The sequence below is a fragment of the Sinorhizobium fredii USDA 257 genome (assembly GCF_000265205.3).
Taxonomy (GTDB): domain Bacteria; phylum Pseudomonadota; class Alphaproteobacteria; order Rhizobiales; family Rhizobiaceae; genus Sinorhizobium; species Sinorhizobium fredii_B.
Window position 1 is genome coordinate 5428163 of the sequence record NC_018000.1, and the last position, 20029, is coordinate 5448191.

The following is a 20029-nucleotide window of genomic DNA, read 5'->3' on the forward strand; positions in this document are numbered from 1 at the left end:
CAGCTTGCGCGAGGCCCGGGTCAGCACGTCCCGGGGCTGCAGTCCGCCATCGTCTGGAGGAGCGCGCGGAAGCGAGGATGATCGCGAATGGCGTTTAGGTCAGAATCCTGCTCGAACCACTGGATATGGTAGCTGGAACTCTGCGGCACCACGGTCTCCAGCAAGTCGAGCGCGCGCTCGCTCTCACCAAGCAAGGAATACACGCAGGCAGCATTATACTGTGCGACCACATCGTCCGGATCGATCGCCAGCGCGCGCGTCACCCATTCCTTGGCGCGCTCCCCTTCGCCCATATGTGCGAGCGCGAGGGCACCCCGGTGAGCGGGGCTCGCATTTTCCGGATGCCGCTCCAACGCGCTTTTCGCCCGCTCGATTCCGATCCGTGCCCAGCGCTGGCGCTCGGCTTCCATACCGAGCGAGAAATAGCAGCCCATCAAATGAATCGGAGAAAAGTAATCATCCGGCCGGATCTCGGCCGCGCGCTTAAAGAACTGCACCGCTTCCTGAAACCGGCCCTGTGCAAACAAGAAGCGACCATAATATAAATTCGCCTCATAGAGCGAAGGGCTGAGCGCCAGAGCCTGACGGAATTCGCGCCCAGCCTCTTCCGTTTGGCCGTCGTGAGTCAATGCCAATCCGCGTGAGGCATGCGCTTCCGCCAGATTCGGATCAAGAGCCAGCGCCTTGGCGCTCATCTCGAAAATGCTCTCGAGCGGAAACTCCTTTTCGTGCCAATCCCGGATTGCACATTCGCATTCAGCGATCCCTGCATAGGCACGGGCATAGTTCGGATCGAGTTCGACGGCCTTCAGGAACATCCGACGCGCAAGTAGCAGGTAGGAGCGGGTCCAGGTATGCGAGAACTGCCGGCCACGCAGATAATAGGTATAGGCTTCCACGGAGGTGGTCGGATCGCTCTCGATCGCCTTCTTCTCCTCCGGCAGCAGTTTGATCTTCAACTGGTCGACGATCGCATGAGTGATCTCGTCCTGGATGGCGAAGATGTCGGTGAGGTCGCGATCGTAACGGTCGGCCCATAGATGCCCGCCGGTATGCGCGTCGATGAGCTGGCCGGTGATGCGGACGCGCTCGCCGACCTTGCGCACGCTGCCCTCCAGAATGAACCGCACCCCGAGTTCGTGGGCGGCCTGCTTCACCTTCACGGCTTTGCCCTTGTAGGTGAACACGGTGTTGCGGGCGACGACATGCAGTCGCGAGATCTTCGACAGATCGGTAATGATATCCTCGGTGATGCCGTCGGAGAAATATTCCTGCTCCGGATCGTGGCTCATATTGGTGAACGGCAGAACGCCGATCGACAACTCATAGCCCGACTCGAGCGAAGGGGTCGCAGTCTCCGGCTCCTGCCGGGCGGCCGCATCGCCGAGCGCGACCGTATAGACGCGGATGTTCGGCGCGATGTTCTTCAGGCTGTATTCGCCCTTGTCTACGAAGCCGAGGTCCAGTCTCGATCCGACCTGATCGCGCACCGACGAAGATACCGCAATGCCGGAGGGATCGGCGAGCCCCTCCAGCCGCGCCGCAACGTTGACGCCGTCGCCGAAGATGTCGCCCTCCTCGACGATCACGTCGCCGAGATGGATGCCGATCCTGAGCTCGATGCGCCTGCTCCTCGGCAGGCCCTCGTTGCGGACGAGCATGCCGCGCTGGATCTCGGCCGCGCAGGCAACCGCATTCACGACGCTCGAGAATTCGATGAGCATGCCGTCGCCGGACAGTTTGACGATGCGCCCCTTATGCTCGGCGATCTTCGGCTCCAGGCACTCGCGGCGATGCCGTTTCAGCGCGGCCAGCGTACCCGCCTCATCGGTTCCCATCAGACGGCTGTAGCCCACGACGTCGGCAGCGAGAATGGCGGTCAGGCGGCGTTCCAAGAGTGCCTCGATTTTCATCTTGTGGCCGAGCACGGTAATTTAACCTTTTCTTGACTGCATGTCGTGCGCAGACTTCGGGCATTTCGGCCGCAAGTGTAGCCCGGCCCCGCAAATTTAGCTGTTTCTAAGGGAACGCCCGGACGGTCGCGCATTGCGTGCGCATGTGGTATCCGCGGGAGGAGGGATGCTGCGCGGCCGCCTGCCGCTACGGCCGGACGAGCACCGTGACCATCATGACGGCGATGGCGAAGACGGCGATCTTCCAGAAATCCCGCCGCTGCCTGAGGCCGGGATATCCGAGCGGCTTGATGAGCTGCAAACACATGGCGATCAAGAGGAGAAGCGTCAGTGCCTTCGACATTCATTTATTCCGGAGAATTCCGCGGTCATCGTCGCGACGTCATACGGCCGTCACTTTTCGTCGCATAGAGGGCTATTGTTTTCGCCGCCGATTTGCAATGACCGGCGGTAGCGATTCCGGTTGGCACGGCGCCACGCGCCGTCACAACTTGCCGGCCGCAGAACGATTTTCGGATGGACGATGAGAAACAATCTGCTTCCCGTTACCGCACTGTTGCTCGGCACGCTGTTCCTCTTCCTTGGAAACGGTCTGCAAGGTCTTCTCCTGCCGGTGCGCGGCACATCGGAAGGCTATCCGACAACCATTCTCGGCCTGATCGGCACGTCCTGGGCCGCCGGCTTCGTGCTGGGCTGCTTTTTCGCGCCTAATGTCGTCAAGCGCATTGGGCATGTGCGGGCTTTCAGTGTCTTCACGGCCCTGATCGCGATCGTTTCTCTTTTGACGGGCTTAATGATCGACCCCATCTGGTGGCTTGTCTTGCGCGCACTGACGGGATTCTCGACGGCCGGCACGTCGATGATCATCGAAAGCTGGCTGAACGAACGCGCCACCAATGAAAGCCGGGGGGTGATCTTCTCCCTCTATATCGCCATCACCCTCTTCGGTGTCGTCGGCGGGCAGATGATGATCCCCTTCGGCGAGACGACCACCACCTTCTTCTTCATGGTCTGCGGCATCCTTTATTGCGTCGCGATGCTGCCGACGCTGCTGTCCAAGGCCGCCTCGCCGACGCCGCTGAAACAGGTGCGGCTCGACCTTCGCGGCCTTTATCGCAATTCGCCGGTTTCCTTTCTCGGCATCCTGCTGATCGGCATCGCCAACGGCGCCTTCGGCACCCTCGGCGCCGTCTTCGGCCGCCAAGCGGGGCTTTCCGACAGCGCCGTCGCGGCAATGATGAGCGTCGCGATCTTCTCCGGGGCGGTCATGCAACTGCCGGCCGGTCGAGTTTCCGACCGGGTCGATCGCCGCTACGTGCTCGCCGTGCTTGCCGGCGTCGGTGCCCTGGCCGGTCTCCTCCTCTTCCTCGTCGAGCCAGGCCAGGTGTGGATCGTACTTACGCTGATCGCCATCTACGGCGCCGCCGCCAACGCGCTCTATCCGATCGCCGTTTCCCACGCCAACGACTTCGCCATGCCCGAGGATTTCGTCAAGGTCTCGGGCGGCCTCCTGCTGCTCTATGGCATCGGCACAATCATCGGCCCGACGATCGGCGGACCAGTTATGACCGCGACAGGCCCCTATGGCCTCTTCATGATCACGGCCTGTGCGCATATGCTGATTACCGCCTATGCGATCGTCCGCAGCCGCCGGCGCGCACCGGTGCCAGTCGCCGAACGCGAGACCTTCTCGCCGGTCAATGCCGGGGCGCCGACGACGCCGGAAAGCCTGCAGCTTTCCCCGCGTGCCGCACCGTTTGAGGAGGCACGAGGAGACATCGTCGACGATCCCGAAAAGGAGGAAAAAGCCAATGAGCCTGTTTGACGACGATCAGCCGAAGAAGAAGACCGCGCATGACATCGGAAGCGACCTCTCGCTGCTCTCCGCCGACGAGCTCACCGCGCGCATTGCGCTGTTGACGGAAGAAATCGCCCGACTGGAGGCGGAACGCGCCCGGAAATCCGCGAGCCGTTCGGCCGCCGAAGGGCTCTTCCGCTGACAGGAAGGCGCGCTGCGCGTCCGCGGAAGGACGCCACTTAACGGGATATTAGGCATTTTCTGCAATTCTCCGGGCATCCGGTCTTCCGGACTCAGACATTTTCACCAACTGGCGAATGGGTCTGATTTTTCTCCCTGTTTTACCTTGAGAGCCGCCCCCGCGCGGCTCTTTTTTTGTTTCGCGACAGCTAAATTCAAAGAATTGTGGAGATTAACCCTTTCTTAAGAATACCCTTGCGCGGAATGCGGTATCAGATCATTCTTCGAGCATAGAGGGGCCTCAAGGAAACTTTTCCCAAAGCCACTTCGTTACCTGACCGTGATGCGTTTTGAACCAGGGAAAGCAGGCCATGTCCGAGAGAGGATTGAATACCGTCAGTTTCGCAGGACACGCTGCGTCCTCGGCGCAGTTCAAGGCGCTCTATGCCGAAGGGATGGGCCTTGTGGAGGAGACGGCGAGCTATCTCGACGGGCCCGGCCGGGCCGCCTCCAAGATACTGCCGCGCATGGCCTCCGTGCTTTATGCAGCCGAGTCGATGCGGTTGACGACGCGGCTGATGCAGATGGCCTCATGGCTTCTCCTGCAGCGCGCCGTCAACAACGGCGAAATGAGCCGCGAGCAGGTCATGTCGGAAAAGAGCAAGGTTCGCCTCGACAGCTTCAATGTCGACCGAAGCGCGCCCGGCTGGAACGATCTGCCGGACAGCTTCCGCGATCTGATCGATCGCTCGCTCCGCCTGCAGAACCGCGTCGCCCTCCTCGACCGCGAGATCTACCGGCCGCAGGAAGCGACGGCCTTCGTTCCGGACAACCAGAACGGCGTCAAGGCGCAGATCAAGCTGCTGCAGACCGCCTTCGGCACCAACTGACCCGACAGCAATCACGGTAACGTTCGAAGCCCGGCCTTGCGCCGGGCTCTTCGTTTCGGCCAATTGAAAAAGCCTTTGGCAAATAAAAAAGCCCGGCAATGCCGGGCTTCAAAAACGCCATAGGGCGAGCGATTAGAGGCCGAGGCCCTCGAACCGCTTCTTGAACTTAGAAACGCGGCCGCCGCGGTCGACGAGCTGCTGATTGCCGCCGGTCCAGGCCGGATGCGACTTCGAGTCGATTTCAAGGTGCATGGTTGCGCCTTCCGAACCCCAGGTCGAGCGGGTTTCGTATTCGGTGCCGTCGGTCATGACCACCTTGATCGTGTGGTATTCGGGATGGATTCCTGCCTTCATAACAATCTTCCTAGAGTTCCAGGGTCCAATTGTCGCAAGGCATTGCGACTTTGGGACCGAACACGTAAATGAAGCCGCGGACCGCTCTTGGCCACGGCTTCTCAATTCGATGCCGTGCCTATACATGAAGGTCTGCGGGATAACAAGTGCCGCGCGGAAGACTTATGGCCCCTCCTGGCCCCTCCGTGACAGGCCGATCGGGGGTTACGTGCCAAGACAAGGGAACCAAGCGCCAGAGCGCAAGTCCGTCCAGCCGCTTGCAGCCGTGCTACCCTATGTCAGGCGATACCGTCGCTTTGCGATCGGCGCCGCCATCTCGCTGACGATCGCCGCGGTGACCACTCTGACGCTGCCGCTGGCGGTCCGCCGGATGATCGACTACGGCTTTTCCAACTCCGACTCCGCCTTCATCAACACCTACTTCTCGATGCTGATGGTGCTGGCCATCGTCCTCGCGCTGGCCAGCGCCGCCCGCTACTATTTCGTCATCTCGCTCGGCGAACGCATCGTTGCCGATCTCAGGCGCGATGTCTTCGCCCGGGTAACGGGGCTTTCCGCCGCCTTCTTCGACGTCAACCAGTCCGGCGAGATCGTTTCGCGGCTGACCGCCGACACGACGCAGATCAAGTCGGCGGTCGGCGCCACGGCGTCGGTCGCGCTGCGCAACCTGATCCTCTGTCTCGGGGCCATCGGCATGATGATCTATACCAGCCCGAAACTGTCGAGCCTGGTTATCGCCGCCATTCCGCTTATCGTCTTCCCGCTCGTCGGTTTCGGCCGCTCAGTCCGCCGCCGCTCCCGCCAGGCGCAGGATACGCTCGCCGCCGCCTCCGCCTTCGCCGGCGAGGCGATCGGCGCCACCCGCACGGTGCAGGCCTTCAATGGTGAAGAGAGCGCCAACCGCCGTTTCGGCGCCGCGGTGGAGGAGGCCTACGGTGCCGCCCGTGCCGCGATCCGCGCGCGCTCGGCGCTGACCGCCTTTGCCATCACCATGGTGTTCGGCAGCGTCGTCGCCGTGCTGTGGTTCGGCGCCCGCGACGTGCTCAACGGAACGCTTTCCGCCGGCACGCTCAGCCAGTTCCTGCTCTATTCGGTCTTTGCCGCCGGCAGTCTCGGAGCGCTCTCGGAGGTCTGGGGCGAACTTTCGCAGGCGGCAGGCGCCGCCGAGCGCCTGAACGAGCTCCTTTCGGAGGTGCCGCAGATTCGCGCGCCCGAGCATCCTGCCGCCATGCCCGTGCCGGCCAGAGGGGCGATCGCGTTCGATGATGTGCATTTCGCCTATCCGGCGCGACCCGACTACAAGAGCCTCAAGGGCCTGAGCCTAGCGGTGGAGCCGGGCGAGACCGTAGCCATCGTCGGCCCTTCCGGCGCCGGCAAAAGCACCGTATTCTCGATGCTGCTGCGCTATTACGACCCGAACATGGGGACCGTGCGGATCGACGGCATGGACATCCGCAGCGTCGAGCCGAAGGACCTGCGCGACCGGATCGCCATCGTCCCGCAGGACGTGACGATCTTCGCCGCCTCGGTGCATGACAACATCGCCTTCAGCGCGCCGGAGGCGAGCCGCGAGGCGGTGCAGGCGGCGGCGATTGCGGCGCAGGCCGACGAATTCATCGCAAAGCTCGACCGCGGCTACGACACGCTGGTCGGCGAGCGCGGCGTGACGCTTTCCGGCGGCCAGCGCCAGCGCGTCGCGATTGCCCGCGCAATCCTCAGGGACGCTCCGATCCTGCTGCTCGACGAGGCGACGTCGGCCCTCGACGCTGAGAGCGAAACGTTGGTGCAGAAGGCACTCGACGGGCTGATGCGCGAGCGCACCACGCTCGTCATCGCGCATCGGCTGGCGACGGTGCTGAAGGCGAACCGCATTCTCGTCATGGATCATGGCCGCATCGTCGAGGAAGGCACCCATGCATCGCTGATCCGCCAGGGCGGGCTCTATGCCAAGCTGGCGCGGCTACAGTTCGATCATGGGGCGGAAGGATTGTTCGTCGCATCCCAGGTCTGAGGCCGGTGCGTTAACCATTCGCCCGTCGGATGTGATTGTTTCTCGATCCGCCATTGCCCACGGCAAGCATGGCCCTATTGTAAGGGGGCCGGCTTTTGCCGATAGCGCCTTCGACGAGATTGGGAGGATATTCCGTATGCCATTTCTAAGCATGACCCGCCGCGCAGCCCTCGCCTTCGGGATCGCCACACTTTCCGCCATGACGCTCGGCGACCCGGTGCAGGCGCAGAACTTTCCGGACCGGACGATAACGCTCGTGGTCCCCTTCGCCGCCGGCGGTTCGACGGACGTCGTGGCGCGGATTATCGCCCAGAAGATGTCCGAAGATCTCGGCCAGCAGGTCATCGTTCAGAACGTCGCGGGCGCCGGCGGCAACCTCGGAGCGGCGAACGTTGCGCGCGCCGACCCGGACGGCTACACGATCCTGATGGCGACCGTCGCGACGCATGCGTTGAATCCGCTGATCCTCAAGACGAAGCCCTACGATCCCGAAAAGGATTTCGCACCCATCTCGCTGCTGGTCATCGTTCCGAACGTGCTGGTCGTCAATCCGGAGCTGCCGGCCAAGTCGGTGCAGGACTTGCTGGCGCTCCTCAAGGCGTCGCCCGATCAATACAGCTATGCGTCCTCCGGCAATGGCACGCCGCTGCATCTTTCCGGCGAGCTCTTCAAGAAGATGGCCGGCGTCGAGATGCAGCATATTCCCTACAAGGGATCCGGCCCGGCGCTGAACGACGTCATCGGCAATCAGGTGCCGATCATGTTCGACAACCTGCCTTCATCGTCGAGCCACATCAAGGCCGGGACGCTCAGGGCCCTCGCCGTCACGACGGCCGAACGCGCACCCTCCTTCCCGGACGTGCCGACCATCGCCGAGTCCGGCATTCCCGGCTACGAGACGTATACCTGGAACGCGCTCTTCGCCCCGGCCAATACGCCGCAGCCGGTGGTCGCGCGCCTGAACGAGTCGGCCAAGAAGGCGCTCGCCGATCCGGCGGTCCAAAAGCGCATGGAGGAGTTCAGCGCCAAGATCGTCGGTTCGACGCCCGAAGAACTCGCTGCCCATGTGAAAGCGGAATTGGCAAAATGGACGCCCGTCGTGCGCGACGCGAACGTCCAGATGGATTGACCGCACATGACCTAGCCGGGTTGCTCCCGCAACCCGGCTAGTCTAGGTCTTCGCGGCAGCGCCCGGCCCCGCGGCGCGGCCGGAAAAGATGCAGCCACCCAGGAAGGTGCCTTCGAGAGCATTGTAGCCGTGCATGCCGCCGCCTCCGAACCCGGCGACTTCGCCGGCCGCATAAAGGCCCGGCACCGGCTCACCGGAAAGCTCCAGCACTTGGCCGGAGAGATTGGTCTGCAGCCCGCCGAGCGTCTTGCGCGTCAGGATATGCAAGCGCACGGCGATCAGCGGGCCGGTCTTCGGGTCCAGGAGACGGTGCGGCCTGGCCGTCCGAAGCAACCGGTCGCCGCGATAGGCGCGGGCGCCGCGGATGGCAGTGACCTGCGCGTCCTTGGAAAACCGATTGTCGATTTCCCGGTCGCGCGCCTCGATCTGCGCCTTGAGATGGGTCACCGAAAGCCGGTTCTCGCCCGTCAGCCCGTTCATGGCCTCGACGAGATCCTCGAGCCGGTCCTTGACGATGAAGTCTTCACCCTTGTCCATGAAGGCCTGCACCGGGCCGGTCGGCCTGGCGCCGAGCCGCTTCAGGAGAAGCGCAATGCTCTTGCCCGTCAGATCCGGGTTCTGCTCCGAGCCCGAAAGGGCAAACTCCTTCTTGATGATTGCCCGCGTCAGGATGAACCAGCTGTAGTCGTGCCCGCTCTGGCGGATCGCGGCCAATGTCCCGAGCGTATCGAAGCCGGGCATTGCGGGCGCGGAAAAGCGGTTGCCATCGGCATCGCACCAGAAGGATGATGGGCCGGGCAGGATACGGATGCCATGGTCCGGCCAGATCGGATCGTAATTCCTGAGGCCCTCGGTATAGTGCCACATGCGGTCGGCGTTGATGACCGAGCCGCGGGCTCGGCCCGCGATTTCGAGCATCCGGCCGTCGACATGATGCGGCACGCCGCTGACCATCGCGGCCGGCGGCTGGCCGAGCCGCTTGCGTGGCCAGTTGCGGCGCACCAGCTCGTGATTGCCGCCGATGCCGCCCGAACTGACGATCACCGCTCCCGCGGAGATCTCGAAATCGCCCACTTCGTCACGCGAGCTGCGCTGTCCGCGGCTGACCGGATCCTCCTTGAGGATCGCGCCGCGGGCGCCCGTCACGGCACCGTCCGTCGTCACAAGCTCGTCGACGCGGTGGCGGAAGCGGAAACGGACGAGACCCCGGCTCTCCGCCTCGCGCGTCAGCCGGATGAAAGGCTCGAGTACGGCCGGGCCGGTGCCCCAGGTGATGTGGAAGCGGGGAACGGAATTGCCGTGGCCATGCGCGAGGCCGCCGCCGCGCTCCGCCCAACCGACGACCGGAAACCAGCGCATCCCGAGAGCATGCAGCCAGCGTCGTTTCTCACCGGCGGCAAAATCGAGATAGGCCTCGGCCCAGAGGCGCGGCCAGTGGTCCTCGGGTCGGTCGAACTGCGACGAGCCCATCCAGTCCTGTCCGGCCAGGTCCCGGCTGTCGCGGATGCCCATGCGCCGCTGCTCGGGACTGTCTATGAAGAAGAGACCGCCAAGCGACCAGAAAGCCTGGCCGCCGAGATTCTGCTCGCCCTCCTGGTCGAGAACGATCACCTTGCGGCCCCGCGCCGCCGCCTCCGACGCCGCCACGAGCCCGGCAAGGCCCGCACCGATGACCAGCACATCGCAATCCATTACAGCCGCCCTCCCCCCCAAAATTCCCCGACGACTCTTACGCAGACGTCAAGGTCAATTCAAGCGGGGCGTGCTCGCCTATTTTTCGGTCAGCTTGAGTTCGATGCGCCGATTCTGCGCCCGCGCATCCAGGCTCTCCCCGGGCGCGATGGGCTGGAACTCGCCGAATCCCGCCGCCACCAGGCGGTCGGCTGGAACACCCTTGGAGATCAGGAATTTGACGACCGAAGTGGCGCGAGCCGAAGACAGTTCCCAATTGTCGGCGAAGCGGCCGGTGCCGGAGAGTTGCACATTGTCCGTGTGGCCGTCGACGCGCAGCACCCAATTGATCTCCGCCGGGATTTCCTTGGCAAGGTCGAGCAGCGCGGCGGCGAGCTTGGCCATCTCCCCCTCGCCCTCCGGGTTCAGGTCGCTGCTGCCCGAGGAGAAGAGCACTTCCGACTGGAAGACGAAACGGTCGCCGACGATGCGGATATTTTCGCGATCCGAGAGGATTTCACGCAAGCGCCCGAAAAAGTCCGACCGATAGCGGTTGAGTTCCTGGACACGCTGGGCAAGCGCGACGTTCAGCCGACGACCAAGATCGGCGATCTTGGCCTGCGACGCCTGGTCCTTCGTCTCGGAAGCCTGCAAGGCGCCCTCTATGGCGGCGATCTGGCTGCGCAGCGCGGCGATCTGCTGGTTCAACAGCTCGATCTGGCTCATCGCCCGGGAGCTGATCTGCCGTTCGTTCTCGAGTTCCGAACCCAGCCGGCCGATCTTCTGGTCGGCGACATCGGCGCTGCCGGCCCCCTGGTCGAGCAGGGACTGCAGGCGTGATCGCTCGCCTTCCGAGGTCGCAAGCGACGCCTGCAGATTGGCAAGCGAGTCTTCAAGGTCCTGCTTGCCGCTCTTTTCGAGAGCCAGGAGCTGGGTGAGTTCGTTGATCTGGCTGTTCAGGCGGTTCAGCACCTCGTCCTTGCCGCTGATCTCCCGCCCCATCAGGAACTGCGCGGTGACGAAGACGCTAAGCAGGAACATGATTGCCATGAGCAAGGTCGAAAGCGCGTCGACGAAGCCCGGCCAGTAATTGATCGTCCGCGGAGTGCGGCCCCTTCGCGCAAGCGCCATGGATCAGTCACCCCCGCTTTCGTCCGCATGGCTGAGCTTCGCCTGCGTGCCGGTCCTCTCGCTATTCACCGAGATCCTGTCGGCCTGACCGATGCGTGAGGTCAGTCGGTCGAGCGTCTTGCGCATCGACTTGGCCTCCTCCTGCTGCGCCTCGATCCAATCGCGCAGCATCTGCTGCTCGCCGCGCATGTTCTTGACAAGACCCTGGATGCCTTCGGCGAGGCTCGCCATCGCCGCCGCGGTGCGCTGATTGACGCCGCCGTCATGCGCGAGGCGGGAGAGCTGGTCGGTCAGGCGCCGCATTTCCTCCGCCGGTGCGCCACCGGTCGTCTCGATCGGCGACGAAAACCCGGAGCCGACATCGGTCACCGATGAAAGCCAGTTTTCAAGCTCCGTGTAGAAGCGGTTCTGCGCGCGGCCAGCCTGGAGATCGAGGAAGCCGAGGATCAGCGAACCGGACAGCCCGAACAGCGAGGCCGAGAAGGCCGTGCCCATGCCGGTCAGCGGCGCCGACAGGCCGCTCTTCAGCGAACTCAGGAGGTCCTCAGTCGTGCCAGAACCGGCATCCAGCGATTGTATGACGGTATTGATCGAGCCGATCGTCCCGAGGAGGCCCCAGAAGGTACCGAGCAGACCGAGAAAGACCAGAAGGCCGGCGAGATAACGCGTGATGTCGCGCGATTCGTCGAGGCGGGCGGCGATGGAATCGAGAATCGAGCGGAGCGCGATCGTCGAGATTGCCGTCGTCTGGCGCCCACCGATCAGCGACCGCATCGGCGCAAGCAGGACCGGGTCGCGTCCGACCTTGTCGGCACTGCCGGCGGCGCGGAACGAGTTGAACCAGCGTACTTCCGGCCTGAGGCCGAGCACGTGGTTGAACGCCAGCAGAATGCCGATCCCCAGCACGCCGAGGATCAGCCCGTTGAGACCGGGATTGCCACCAAAGGCCTCGCGCGCCTGCCGGAAGAGGATCGCCGCGACAAAACCGACGATGATCAGGAAGATGACCATCGTCCAGAAATAAGGCATCGGGCTCGAAAGCTTGTGCGGATTATAGTTCTCCTCCGCCACTTCCTGCCCACGCCAGCCGGACAGACTCAGTTTCGTCATGCCTTTGCCAATCTCCCGGTTTGCGGCATTACACTCGCGCCTGTCCGCACAGGCGGCGGTTGCTGCAACTCTTTGAACTAGCGCATCATTCTCGAAATCAACAGCGATCTTGAACGAACGATGCCGCCGATGGCCGGAGACCATCCCTATCGGCCCGGAGCCTAGTGGAACTTTGCGCCAAATTGAAGGGAAAACGGAAGCGCGGCGCAGGAATGCTTTCGGTCGCTTCCATCAGTCGGCCGCAGCAGCCCCAAGGCGCAGATATGTTCGAGTCCAATGCCTTAGAGGGAAATGCGGGCACAAGCCGCCCGCATTTCTCGGCTTCCGGCCAGCTTCCGGGGACTACTTCGTCGGAACCGGGCGGTGGATGACGTCGCGCAGCGCCTTGGCGATATACTCGTTTCCGCAGATGATCGAGCCGTCTTCGATCGGCTTGCTCCCGCCGTCGATGTCGGTCACCCAGCCGCCGGCCTCGCGGATGAGCAGAACCCCGGCGGCGATGTCCCAGGCGGCAAGGTCACGCTCCCAGAAACCGTCGAAGCGACCGGCGGCCACATAGCCGAGGTCGAGCGAGGCGGAGCCGAAGCGGCGGATGCCGGCGACCTCGCCCATGACGTGGCGAAGTTCGACGAGATATTTGCCGTGATTGCCGCGGCCGAGATGCGGCGTGCCCGTGGCGATCACCGCATCGGAAAGGGCCTTGCGGGCGCCGACGCGCAGGCGCCGGTCGTTCAGGAAGGCGCCGCCGCCGCGCTCGGCGGTGTAGAGTTCGTCGGTTGCCGGATTGAAAACGACCGCGCCGACGATTTCTCCCTGGCGCTCCAGTGCGATCGATATGGCAAAATGCGGAAGGCCGTGGAGAAAATTGGTGGTCCCGTCGAGCGGATCGACGATCCAGCGATGGGCGCCGTCGGTCCCCTTGATTTCCTCGCCTTCCTCGCCGAGGAAGCCATAGGTCGGGCGAGCCTTCAGGAGTTCCTCGCGGATGATCCGCTCGGCCTTGCGGTCGGCCTGGGAAACGTAGTCGCTCGGCCCCTTCAAGGAAACCTGCAGGTTCTGTACTTCGCCGAAATCGCGCGCCAGCGACTTGCCGGCCTTGAAGGCCGCCTGGACCATGACGTTGAGAAGGGCAGAACGGGCCATTGGGGCAATCCTCTGAAAGCGAAGGCCAGCCGAGAATCTCGACTGGACATTGAACCTGCTGACGGTCCGCCCATGCGAAGGGTCGGCGAAGAGACGCAACCGTCGTCAAAAAACCGAGTGAGAAGTCACTCCGCCCGCGGGATCGATTGAACGAGGGCCGCGGACAAAACCGGGGCTTCAAGACCACAAAATCCCCGAAAGTTCAAGCGAAATAGATCGCCCCATCGATTGAGGTCCACCGCCAGGTCAGGATGAGCGGAACTTGTTCGCCGCGGCCAGCGCCGATTTCTGCTGGCTGTCGTTGAGACCCAGGTAGAAGTCCTCGAGCGCATCGTCCTTGAGCCCTGCTCGGCGCGACAGCACGTACCACTTCGCCGCCTCGACCGGATCGGGTCGCGTGCCGATGGCGTTGACGAGGAGATGGGCAAGCCGATTCTGCGCGACGACATTGCCGCCCTCGGCGGCGCGCTTCATCCAGGCAAAGCCCTCGTCGAGGTTGCGGTCGCCGCCGATCCCCTCGATCAACCAGATCGCCATGTCGAGCTGCGCCGTGTCGTAGCCGGCGCGCGCCGCCCGGGCCAGCCATTCGCGTGCACGCGCCCGCTTGCCGTCGTCGATGCCTTCGACATTGAGATAGATCTGCGACAGCGCATATTGCGCATCGGCGATGCCTTGCTCTGCGGCTTTCTCGTAATAGGGCATCGCCGCCTTCAGCCCTTTCTGACCCGGCATGTCGGCGACGAGCGTCTGCCCATAGTTGAACTGGGCGGCCGCATTGCCGAGATCGGCGGCCTTCTTCATCAGTTCGTCGGCGCTCTTGCGGTCGCGCTTGACGTAGCGTCCCTCCATCAGGATCAGCGCATATTTGAACATCGCCGCGGGATCGCCGTTATTCGCCGCCTGACCGTACCAGAAAGCCGCATCCTTGCGGTTGCGCACGACCCCGAGGCCCTGCTCGAGGATCGATGCGACCAGCGTCTGGGCGGCCGGATCGCCGAGTTGGGCGCGCGGCAGCGCGAGGTCCATCGCGGTCAGGTAGTAGCCGCGCTGGAAGGCTCCATAGGCCTCGTCCACCTTGCCGGCAAACGGCTTTTCGGCCGGAAGCGCCGGAAGTTCGGCGCCCATACGATCGATGACATTGACGCCGCCGGACGGCTTTTCCTCTCCGGTCTTGGGCTTGGCACCCGTATCGCTCTTCGCCGGCTTTTCGGCACCTTCCGGGAGCGCCGCGCCGTTATACGGGGTGATCCGGCCGCGTTTCGAGACGATGCCCTCATCCGCCGGCGCAGGAGACGGCGGCTGTTCGGCGCGAGCCGGCAAGGCGGCCAGAACCGTGGCGACAGCAAGGATCGCGACACGTCTCGATTTCAGGGAGAAGCGGCTCAACATGGCCACGTCTTAATCTTCAAACCGTGGCGCTTTTTCGTCAAGCAAGGCGTTGACGGCGGCAACCACGGAGGGCGCCTGACCCGGCTCGGCGAAGACGGCGATGCGAAGCGCGACGAACTCGGCCCCGGTCTCGGCCACCGCAAGCGCCGATTGCATGTCGGTTCCGCCCATCACGATGCAAGGAATCTCGATCATCGACGCCCACCATTCCGCCAGAGCCAGGTTCTTCGGGTGCGCCTCCGGCTTGATGTCGCCATCGCTGCGGCCGAAGAACACGTAGTCCGGCCGAAGCTCGCCGATTGCGAGCGCATGGTGGCGGTCGGTTGCATTGCCGCCGCCGACGATCATCTTCGGCGTATGCCGCTCAATCGCCTCGGCAAGCACATCCGCCCCGGCCGCAATATGAAGGCCATCCGCTTTGGCGCGACCGGCAACGCGCGTATCGCCCTCGATGAGCGCCGCGGCGCCTGCCTTCTGAATCACCGGCACCAGCGCTTCGGCGTGCCTTTGGAAATCCGTCTCGTTGAGTCCGTATTGCGGAACGATGACGGATGCCACGTCGCCGCCCTTGAGCGCATCGGCAAGTACCGTCGAGCGTTCGGCGGCGTTCGGCATATCGGGCGCGATCAGCACGAGGCGGCAGCGGTTTTCTATGGTGTTCATTCGTCCGTTCCTGGCGAAGCCCTTTCGAGGGCGGAAATCCGCTACTCGATTTCATTCGGGAAAACCGATAGACGGAGATGACCAAAGGATCAACCGCCGCTCATGCTTCCCGATCTCGACTTCTATCTCGTCGCCGTCCCGGCAGTCCTGCTCGTTGGCCTTAGCAAGGGAGGCATGGGAGAAGCGCTGTCGCTGATGGGCGTTCCGATCCTCTCCATGGCGGTCTCGCCCGTCCAGGCGGCGGCATTGCTTTTGCCGATCCTCATCGCCATGGACATTGTCTCGCTGTGGATCTGGCGCAAGCACGGCGACCGGAAAACGCTCACCATGCTCCTACCCGGTGCGATCGCCGGCATTGCCATCGGCTGGGCGACCTCCGCCTATGTGCCGCGCGACGCGCTGCGGCTGATCATCGGCGCCATCACTATCGTGTTCGTGCTGCGCTACGTTTACACGGTCTGGAGGAGCCGCAGCGGCGCGGCCATCCTTCCCAAACAGCATCGTCTCGGTCCTGCCGCGCTATGGGGAAGCTTCGCCGGATATGGCAGCTTCGTCGCCCATGCCGGCGGGCCGCCATTCCAGATCTACGCCCTGCCGCTGAAGCTTGACCCGCGCGAATATACCGGCACCATCGTGCGCTTCTTCGCAACGCTCAATGCCGTCAAGCTCATTCCCTATTTCGCGCTCGGGCAACTCGACACCAGCAATCTCACGACATCGGCGACGCTCTTTCCCCTGGCGATGGTCGCGACGGCCTGCGGCGCCTGGATCGTCCGCAGAATGAAGCCTCAGGTGTTTTACCCCTTCATGTACACGATGGCCTTCTTCGCCGGATCGAGACTCGTCTGGGAGGGGCTCACCAGCCTTCTGTCCGGCGGCTGACGCCCTCCTGCAACTCCAAGCGAGAGGGCTGTCTCCGGGCTTCTGCAGCGCAGAACGTCACCACCGGATGCTGCAAGGCAATACGGATTATCGCAATGCACAATTTTCTTGCCGCTCGCAGCGAATTCGCTTAACGTCCTGGTCATGACGATCGCGGACCCATTCGATGCCATCGCGGATCCGAACCGGCGTTACTTGCTGGAGGAACTGCGACGCGCCCCCAAGACTGTCAACGAACTCGCCGAGGGGCTGCCGATCAGCCGGCCGGCGGTGTCGCAGCATTTGAAGGCGCTGCTCGATTGCAATCTCGTATCGGTGTCGACGAGCGGCACCAGGCGCATCTACGCCATCCACAGACCCGGCTTCGATCACCTCAATCTATGGCTCGACCAGTTCTGGTCCTGACGAGTTGAATCCGCTGTTCGTTCCCGCCGCGGCTGGGTGAAAGTAATCGCCCGGATCCCTCGACCGGGCCGTGAGCCTGGTCGAGCGATCCGTCAGTCATGGGGATTGTTTTTGACCTTAGTCGCGTCATCTCGTCTCAACGAAACGACGCCTCCCGAGAACGCGGGAAATACCGTTCACAATCAGTGTGTCGAGGAACGGAGTCTTTCGATTTCGTCCTTGATGCGCAGCTTCCGCCGCTTGAGCTCGCTGATCAACTCGTCCTCACAGGAGGGAGAATTGAGGGCTTCATGCAGCTCCTGTTCCAGGGCGCCATGTTTTTTCTCAAGCGTTGCAAGATGAGCCTCAATGGTCATTGGCAGTCCCTTCCTTTTGCTTGCATCCGGCACGCAAATGCCGGATGTTCCATGGTTGTAACCTTACTAGTGTGCCATGCCATTTTTCATTTGTCGAAGGCGAAATGATGACGTCGGATAACTTCCCGTCACCGCCCAAGATGTGCTAGAGCGGCGCAGGAAATTCCGGATCGCGGCGTGAATGCGGTCGGGCTTATGGGGATCGTTTTGCATGCCGGACCAGGACCAGGCCGAACTCAGACTGACCATAGCGCGCCTGAGGCAGGAGCATGAAGACTACGATGTTGCCATCAATGCCATGATCGAGACCGGCTGCGACGCGCTGCGCATCCAGCGCATGAAAAAGAAGAAGCTGGCCATCAAGGACAAGATCAGCAAGATCGAAGACCAGATCATCCCCGACATTATTGCCTGATACGGACCCTGACAGACGTGACCGAAACCACGACCCCGCCCGTCGCCATCATCATGGGAAGCCAGTCGGACTGGGAGACGATGAAGAACGCGGCCGATACGCTCGAGGCCCTCGACATCGCCTATGAAGCCCGCATCGTTTCGGCTCATCGCACGCCCGACCGGCTCGTTCGTTTTGCCAAGGGCGCCCGCGACGAGGGTTTCAAGGTGATCATCGCCGGCGCCGGCGGGGCTGCCCATCTGCCGGGCATGTGCGCCGCGATGACGCCGCTGCCGGTTTTCGGCGTTCCGGTGCAGTCAAAGGCGCTCTCCGGTCAGGACAGCCTGCTCTCGATCGTCCAGATGCCAGCCGGCATTCCGGTCGGCACGCTGGCGATCGGCAGGGCGGGGGCCGTCAACGCCGCCCTGCTAGCCGCTGCCGTCCTCGCGCTCAGCGATGACGACCTTGCCGACCGCCTCGACGACTGGCGCGAACAGCAGACCGTCTCGGTTGCCGAGTACCCGGTAGACCAGGCATGAAAACCATCGGAATCATCGGTGGCGGCCAGCTCGGCCGCATGCTGGCCATGGCGGCTGCGCGGCTGAATTTTCGCACCGTCATTCTGGAGCCCCAGCCGGACAGTCCCGCCGCGCAGGCGGCGAACGCCCAGATCGTCGCGGCCTATGACGATCCGCACGGGCTCGATGAGCTCGCCCGGATCTCCGACCTGATCACCTACGAGTTCGAGAACGTTCCCGTCGCCGCAGCCGAGCGGCTGGCGGCAACGCGGCCGGTCTTCCCGCCGCCGAAGGCGCTGGAAGTCGCGCAGGACCGGCTGGTCGAGAAGCGCTTCATCAATGGCTGCGGCATTGCCACGGCCCGTTTCCACGCCATCGACAGCCAGGCGGATCTCGAAGCGGCGCTTGCCGATTTCGACGGGGCGGGCGTGCTGAAGACCCGCCGCCTCGGCTATGACGGCAAGGGGCAGCGCGTCTTCCGTTCTGGCGAGGACGATCCTTCCGGCGCCTTCGCTGCCTTGGGTCACGTGCCGCTGATCCTCGAAAGCTTCGTTCCGTTCCAACGGGAAATATCGATCATCGCCGCGCGCGGCCCTGACGGCGCCACGGCCTGTTTCGATCCGGCGGAAAACGTGCATCGGAACGGCATTCTCCACACCTCGACCGTGCCCGCATCGGTCACCGAGGCGACATCAGAGGCTGCGCGCAAGGCTGCGACCGCCATTCTCGCGGCGCTCGGCTATGTCGGCGTGATCGGCGCCGAGTTCTTCGTGCTTGCCGACGGCAGCGTCGTCGTCAACGAGATTGCCCCGCGCGTCCACAATTCCGGCCACTGGACGGAAGCCGCCTGCGTCGTTTCGCAATTCGAGCAGCATATCCGGGCCATTGCCGGCCTGCCGCTCGGTGACCCTTCGCGTCACTCGGACTGCGTGATGCAGAACCTCATCGGCGACGACATTGGCGAACTGTCGAACCTGCTTGCCGAACCGAACGTACTGGTTCATCTCTACGGCAAGGCCGAGGCGCGCCCTGGCCGCAAGATGGGTCATTTCACCCGCCTGACCTGAGCCCGTTGGCCACAGGATTGCGCGCACGCCTGTCGAAATCCCGCGGTCCCGCGGTTGACACGATGGGGGCGACAAGGTATGTGCCTGCCTACTTGAAGAGCGCGCTGAATGGCGCGCTTTTGATTGTTGGAATTACCGGGCGAATTTCATTCCCCGAAACCTGCGGATCAGGAAAAATGAAGATCAAGAATTCGCTCAAGTCGCTGAAGACCCGCCACCGCGAAAACCGCCTGGTTCGCCGCAAGGGTCGCGTCTACATCATCAACAAGTCGAACCCGCGCTTCAAGGCACGTCAGGGCTGAGGTTCTGCGGCGGCACCCGTTTGCCGCCGGCCTGATGGCGGATCGCTTCGGTGATCCTGCATATTTGATTTGATCTTGTTCCATGGCGGGCTACGATGTCCGCCATGCGCTTTTTTGTGAACTCGATTCTGGCGTGTTTCGCCCTCGCCGCTTCAATGGCAACCGGCAGTCTCCTGCAGGCGGCCGAACCCGCGCCTCAGCCGGAGGCGGCAAGTCTTACGACACCCGAGCAACGTCTCGATGCCCTGTTCCTCGACCTCAAGAAGGAACGCGACGAAAACAAGGCGCGGGAACTCGCCGACCGCATTCGCCTCGAGTGGCAGGAGTCCGGCAGCGCCACGGTGAACCTGCTGATGCAATCGGCTGACAAGGCGATCGCCGATGACAAGAAGCCGGTGGCGCTCGATATACTCGACCAGGTCATTGTGCTTGCTCCCAGCTACGTCGAAGGCTGGAATCGCCGCGCGACGGTGCATTACCAGATGGGCAACTACCGGAAGTCGATGTCCGACATATACCGCGTACTGGCGATCGAACCCCGGCATTTCGGCGCGATCGCCGGCATGGCCACCATGTTGGAGACCGCCGGCAAGAACGAGTTGGCGATGCGGGCATGGCAGCAATTCCTCGATATCTATCCTTCCGACCGCAAGGCACAGGAGCAGTTCGGGGAACTCGCCGAGAGGCTCGCGGGCAGCCGGACGTGACGGACCCCGACGCGCT

The 20029-nt window shown here is 63.3% G+C and carries 22 protein-coding genes; 12 read left to right on the forward strand and 10 right to left on the reverse strand.

Annotated elements, in window-relative coordinates; genetic code table 11:
• Positions 1-20: 20 nt before the first annotated feature.
• Together USDA257_RS25520 and USDA257_RS37250 are read right to left on the reverse strand one after the other, a co-directional pair.
• Positions 21-1913: an adenylate/guanylate cyclase domain-containing protein gene (locus USDA257_RS25520; RefSeq protein WP_223843374.1), complete on the reverse strand. Its 1893-nt coding sequence runs from the start codon at positions 1911-1913 to the stop codon at positions 21-23.
• 187 nt (positions 1914-2100) lie between these two features.
• Entirely contained in the window at positions 2101-2256 is a 156-nt protein-coding gene (locus USDA257_RS37250) for a hypothetical protein (RefSeq protein ID WP_014765873.1), read from the reverse strand.
• Between the two features lie 180 nt (positions 2257-2436).
• Between USDA257_RS37250 and USDA257_RS25525 the strand changes: the two genes are divergently transcribed.
• The 3 genes from USDA257_RS25525 to rcdA all read left to right on the forward strand — a co-directional run bounded on the left by USDA257_RS25525 (position 2437) and on the right by rcdA (position 4781).
• Complete coding sequence (locus tag USDA257_RS25525) at positions 2437-3738, forward strand: MFS transporter (RefSeq protein ID WP_014765875.1); 1302 nt, start codon at positions 2437-2439, stop codon at positions 3736-3738.
• Entirely contained in the window at positions 3725-3913 is a 189-nt protein-coding gene (locus USDA257_RS25530; RefSeq protein ID WP_014765876.1) for a DUF1192 domain-containing protein, read from the forward strand. Before USDA257_RS25525 ends, USDA257_RS25530 begins: the two co-directional genes overlap by 14 nt.
• 349 nt (positions 3914-4262) lie before the next feature.
• On the forward strand, positions 4263-4781 hold the full coding sequence (rcdA, locus tag USDA257_RS25535) for a protease adaptor protein RcdA (protein ID WP_014765877.1): 519 nt from the start codon (positions 4263-4265) through the stop codon (positions 4779-4781).
• 132 nt (positions 4782-4913) lie between these two features.
• On the opposite strand, the gene rpmE is transcribed toward rcdA, so the two are convergent.
• The gene (gene rpmE / locus USDA257_RS25540; protein WP_012709319.1) at positions 4914-5135 is read right to left on the reverse strand and encodes a 50S ribosomal protein L31; all 222 of its coding nucleotides are present in this window, start codon (positions 5133-5135) and stop codon (positions 4914-4916) included.
• Positions 5136-5343: 208 nt separating this feature from the next.
• On the opposite strand from rpmE, the gene USDA257_RS25545 reads away from it, so the two are divergent.
• Both USDA257_RS25545 and USDA257_RS25550 read left to right on the forward strand, forming a co-directional pair.
• Positions 5344-7146 carry an ABC transporter transmembrane domain-containing protein gene (locus tag USDA257_RS25545; RefSeq protein ID WP_041414664.1) on the forward strand — a complete coding sequence of 601 codons (1803 nt, stop codon included), beginning with the start codon at positions 5344-5346 and terminating at the stop codon, positions 7144-7146.
• Positions 7147-7282: 136 nt separating this feature from the next.
• Positions 7283-8275, forward strand: coding sequence for a Bug family tripartite tricarboxylate transporter substrate binding protein (locus USDA257_RS25550; RefSeq protein ID WP_014765879.1), 993 nt, complete (start codon positions 7283-7285; stop codon positions 8273-8275).
• A gap of 42 nt (positions 8276-8317) precedes the next feature.
• Here USDA257_RS25550 and USDA257_RS25555 read toward each other — a convergent pair whose 3' ends face one another.
• The 6 genes from USDA257_RS25555 to USDA257_RS25580 all read right to left on the reverse strand — a co-directional run bounded on the left by USDA257_RS25555 (position 8318) and on the right by USDA257_RS25580 (position 15382).
• Positions 8318-9967: an FAD-binding dehydrogenase gene (locus USDA257_RS25555; RefSeq protein ID WP_014765880.1), complete on the reverse strand. Its 1650-nt coding sequence runs from the start codon at positions 9965-9967 to the stop codon at positions 8318-8320.
• 78 nt (positions 9968-10045) lie between these two features.
• Positions 10046-11077 carry a peptidoglycan -binding protein gene (locus USDA257_RS25560; RefSeq protein ID WP_014765881.1) on the reverse strand — a complete coding sequence of 344 codons (1032 nt, stop codon included), beginning with the start codon at positions 11075-11077 and terminating at the stop codon, positions 10046-10048.
• Positions 11078-11080: 3 nt separating this feature from the next.
• The gene (locus tag USDA257_RS25565; RefSeq protein ID WP_014765882.1) at positions 11081-12187 is read right to left on the reverse strand and encodes a MotA/TolQ/ExbB proton channel family protein; all 1107 of its coding nucleotides are present in this window, start codon (positions 12185-12187) and stop codon (positions 11081-11083) included.
• Between the two features lie 342 nt (positions 12188-12529).
• Positions 12530-13330 (reverse strand): inositol monophosphatase family protein, encoded by an 801-nt coding sequence (locus USDA257_RS25570; protein WP_014765883.1) that lies wholly within the window; start codon positions 13328-13330, stop codon positions 12530-12532.
• A 246-nt stretch (positions 13331-13576) separates the two neighbouring features.
• The gene (locus tag USDA257_RS25575; protein ID WP_014765884.1) at positions 13577-14719 is read right to left on the reverse strand and encodes a tetratricopeptide repeat protein; all 1143 of its coding nucleotides are present in this window, start codon (positions 14717-14719) and stop codon (positions 13577-13579) included.
• Between the two features lie 9 nt (positions 14720-14728).
• On the reverse strand, positions 14729-15382 hold the full coding sequence (locus USDA257_RS25580) for a thiamine phosphate synthase (protein ID WP_014765885.1): 654 nt from the start codon (positions 15380-15382) through the stop codon (positions 14729-14731).
• Positions 15383-15484: 102 nt separating this feature from the next.
• On the opposite strand from USDA257_RS25580, the gene USDA257_RS25585 reads away from it, so the two are divergent.
• Both USDA257_RS25585 and USDA257_RS25590 read left to right on the forward strand, forming a co-directional pair.
• The gene (locus tag USDA257_RS25585) at positions 15485-16264 is read left to right on the forward strand and encodes a sulfite exporter TauE/SafE family protein (RefSeq protein ID WP_014765886.1); all 780 of its coding nucleotides are present in this window, start codon (positions 15485-15487) and stop codon (positions 16262-16264) included.
• Between the two features lie 144 nt (positions 16265-16408).
• Entirely contained in the window at positions 16409-16669 is a 261-nt protein-coding gene (locus tag USDA257_RS25590) for an ArsR/SmtB family transcription factor (protein ID WP_014765887.1), read from the forward strand.
• Between the two features lie 182 nt (positions 16670-16851).
• Here USDA257_RS25590 and USDA257_RS34570 read toward each other — a convergent pair whose 3' ends face one another.
• Positions 16852-17025, reverse strand: coding sequence for a YdcH family protein (locus USDA257_RS34570; RefSeq protein ID WP_014765888.1), 174 nt, complete (start codon positions 17023-17025; stop codon positions 16852-16854).
• A gap of 211 nt (positions 17026-17236) precedes the next feature.
• On the opposite strand from USDA257_RS34570, the gene USDA257_RS25600 reads away from it, so the two are divergent.
• From USDA257_RS25600 to USDA257_RS25620, 5 genes are all read left to right on the forward strand, one after another.
• Complete coding sequence (locus USDA257_RS25600; RefSeq protein WP_012709331.1) at positions 17237-17440, forward strand: YdcH family protein; 204 nt, start codon at positions 17237-17239, stop codon at positions 17438-17440.
• Between the two features lie 53 nt (positions 17441-17493).
• Entirely contained in the window at positions 17494-17958 is a 465-nt protein-coding gene (gene purE / locus USDA257_RS25605) for a 5-(carboxyamino)imidazole ribonucleotide mutase (protein WP_037389346.1), read from the forward strand.
• A complete protein-coding gene (locus USDA257_RS25610; protein WP_014765890.1) occupies positions 17955-19004 on the forward strand; it encodes a 5-(carboxyamino)imidazole ribonucleotide synthase in 1050 nt (349 codons plus the stop codon). Before purE ends, USDA257_RS25610 begins: the two co-directional genes overlap by 4 nt.
• A gap of 176 nt (positions 19005-19180) precedes the next feature.
• Complete coding sequence (ykgO, locus tag USDA257_RS25615; protein WP_012709334.1) at positions 19181-19306, forward strand: type B 50S ribosomal protein L36; 126 nt, start codon at positions 19181-19183, stop codon at positions 19304-19306.
• A 95-nt stretch (positions 19307-19401) separates the two neighbouring features.
• Positions 19402-20013 (forward strand): hypothetical protein, encoded by a 612-nt coding sequence (locus tag USDA257_RS25620; RefSeq protein WP_014765893.1) that lies wholly within the window; start codon positions 19402-19404, stop codon positions 20011-20013.
• Positions 20014-20029: the final 16 nt, after the last annotated feature.

Coding starts and splice junctions, on each gene's coding strand:
- USDA257_RS25530 (WP_014765876.1), top strand. CDS start 3,725: ATGAGCCTGTTTGACGACGATCAGCCGAAGAAGAAGACCGCGCATGAC.
- USDA257_RS25555 (WP_014765880.1), bottom strand. CDS start 9,967: ATGGATTGCGATGTGCTGGTCATCGGTGCGGGCCTTGCCGGGCTCGTG.
- USDA257_RS25590 (WP_014765887.1), top strand. CDS start 16,409: ATGACGATCGCGGACCCATTCGATGCCATCGCGGATCCGAACCGGCGT.
- USDA257_RS37250 (WP_014765873.1), bottom strand. CDS start 2,256: ATGTCGAAGGCACTGACGCTTCTCCTCTTGATCGCCATGTGTTTGCAG.
- rcdA (WP_014765877.1), top strand. CDS start 4,263: ATGTCCGAGAGAGGATTGAATACCGTCAGTTTCGCAGGACACGCTGCG.
- USDA257_RS34570 (WP_014765888.1), bottom strand. CDS start 17,025: ATGACCATTGAGGCTCATCTTGCAACGCTTGAGAAAAAACATGGCGCC.
- USDA257_RS25560 (WP_014765881.1), bottom strand. CDS start 11,077: ATGGCGCTTGCGCGAAGGGGCCGCACTCCGCGGACGATCAATTACTGG.
- USDA257_RS25550 (WP_014765879.1), top strand. CDS start 7,283: ATGCCATTTCTAAGCATGACCCGCCGCGCAGCCCTCGCCTTCGGGATC.
- USDA257_RS25525 (WP_014765875.1), top strand. CDS start 2,437: ATGAGAAACAATCTGCTTCCCGTTACCGCACTGTTGCTCGGCACGCTG.
- USDA257_RS25600 (WP_012709331.1), top strand. CDS start 17,237: ATGCCGGACCAGGACCAGGCCGAACTCAGACTGACCATAGCGCGCCTG.
- USDA257_RS25610 (WP_014765890.1), top strand. CDS start 17,955: ATGAAAACCATCGGAATCATCGGTGGCGGCCAGCTCGGCCGCATGCTG.
- USDA257_RS25520 (WP_223843374.1), bottom strand. CDS start 1,913: ATGAAAATCGAGGCACTCTTGGAACGCCGCCTGACCGCCATTCTCGCT.
- USDA257_RS25575 (WP_014765884.1), bottom strand. CDS start 14,719: ATGTTGAGCCGCTTCTCCCTGAAATCGAGACGTGTCGCGATCCTTGCT.
- USDA257_RS25570 (WP_014765883.1), bottom strand. CDS start 13,330: ATGGCCCGTTCTGCCCTTCTCAACGTCATGGTCCAGGCGGCCTTCAAG.
- purE (WP_037389346.1), top strand. CDS start 17,494: ATGGGAAGCCAGTCGGACTGGGAGACGATGAAGAACGCGGCCGATACG.
- rpmE (WP_012709319.1), bottom strand. CDS start 5,135: ATGAAGGCAGGAATCCATCCCGAATACCACACGATCAAGGTGGTCATG.
- USDA257_RS25620 (WP_014765893.1), top strand. CDS start 19,402: ATGTCCGCCATGCGCTTTTTTGTGAACTCGATTCTGGCGTGTTTCGCC.
- USDA257_RS25565 (WP_014765882.1), bottom strand. CDS start 12,187: ATGACGAAACTGAGTCTGTCCGGCTGGCGTGGGCAGGAAGTGGCGGAG.
- USDA257_RS25580 (WP_014765885.1), bottom strand. CDS start 15,382: ATGAACACCATAGAAAACCGCTGCCGCCTCGTGCTGATCGCGCCCGAT.
- ykgO (WP_012709334.1), top strand. CDS start 19,181: ATGAAGATCAAGAATTCGCTCAAGTCGCTGAAGACCCGCCACCGCGAA.
- USDA257_RS25585 (WP_014765886.1), top strand. CDS start 15,485: ATGCTTCCCGATCTCGACTTCTATCTCGTCGCCGTCCCGGCAGTCCTG.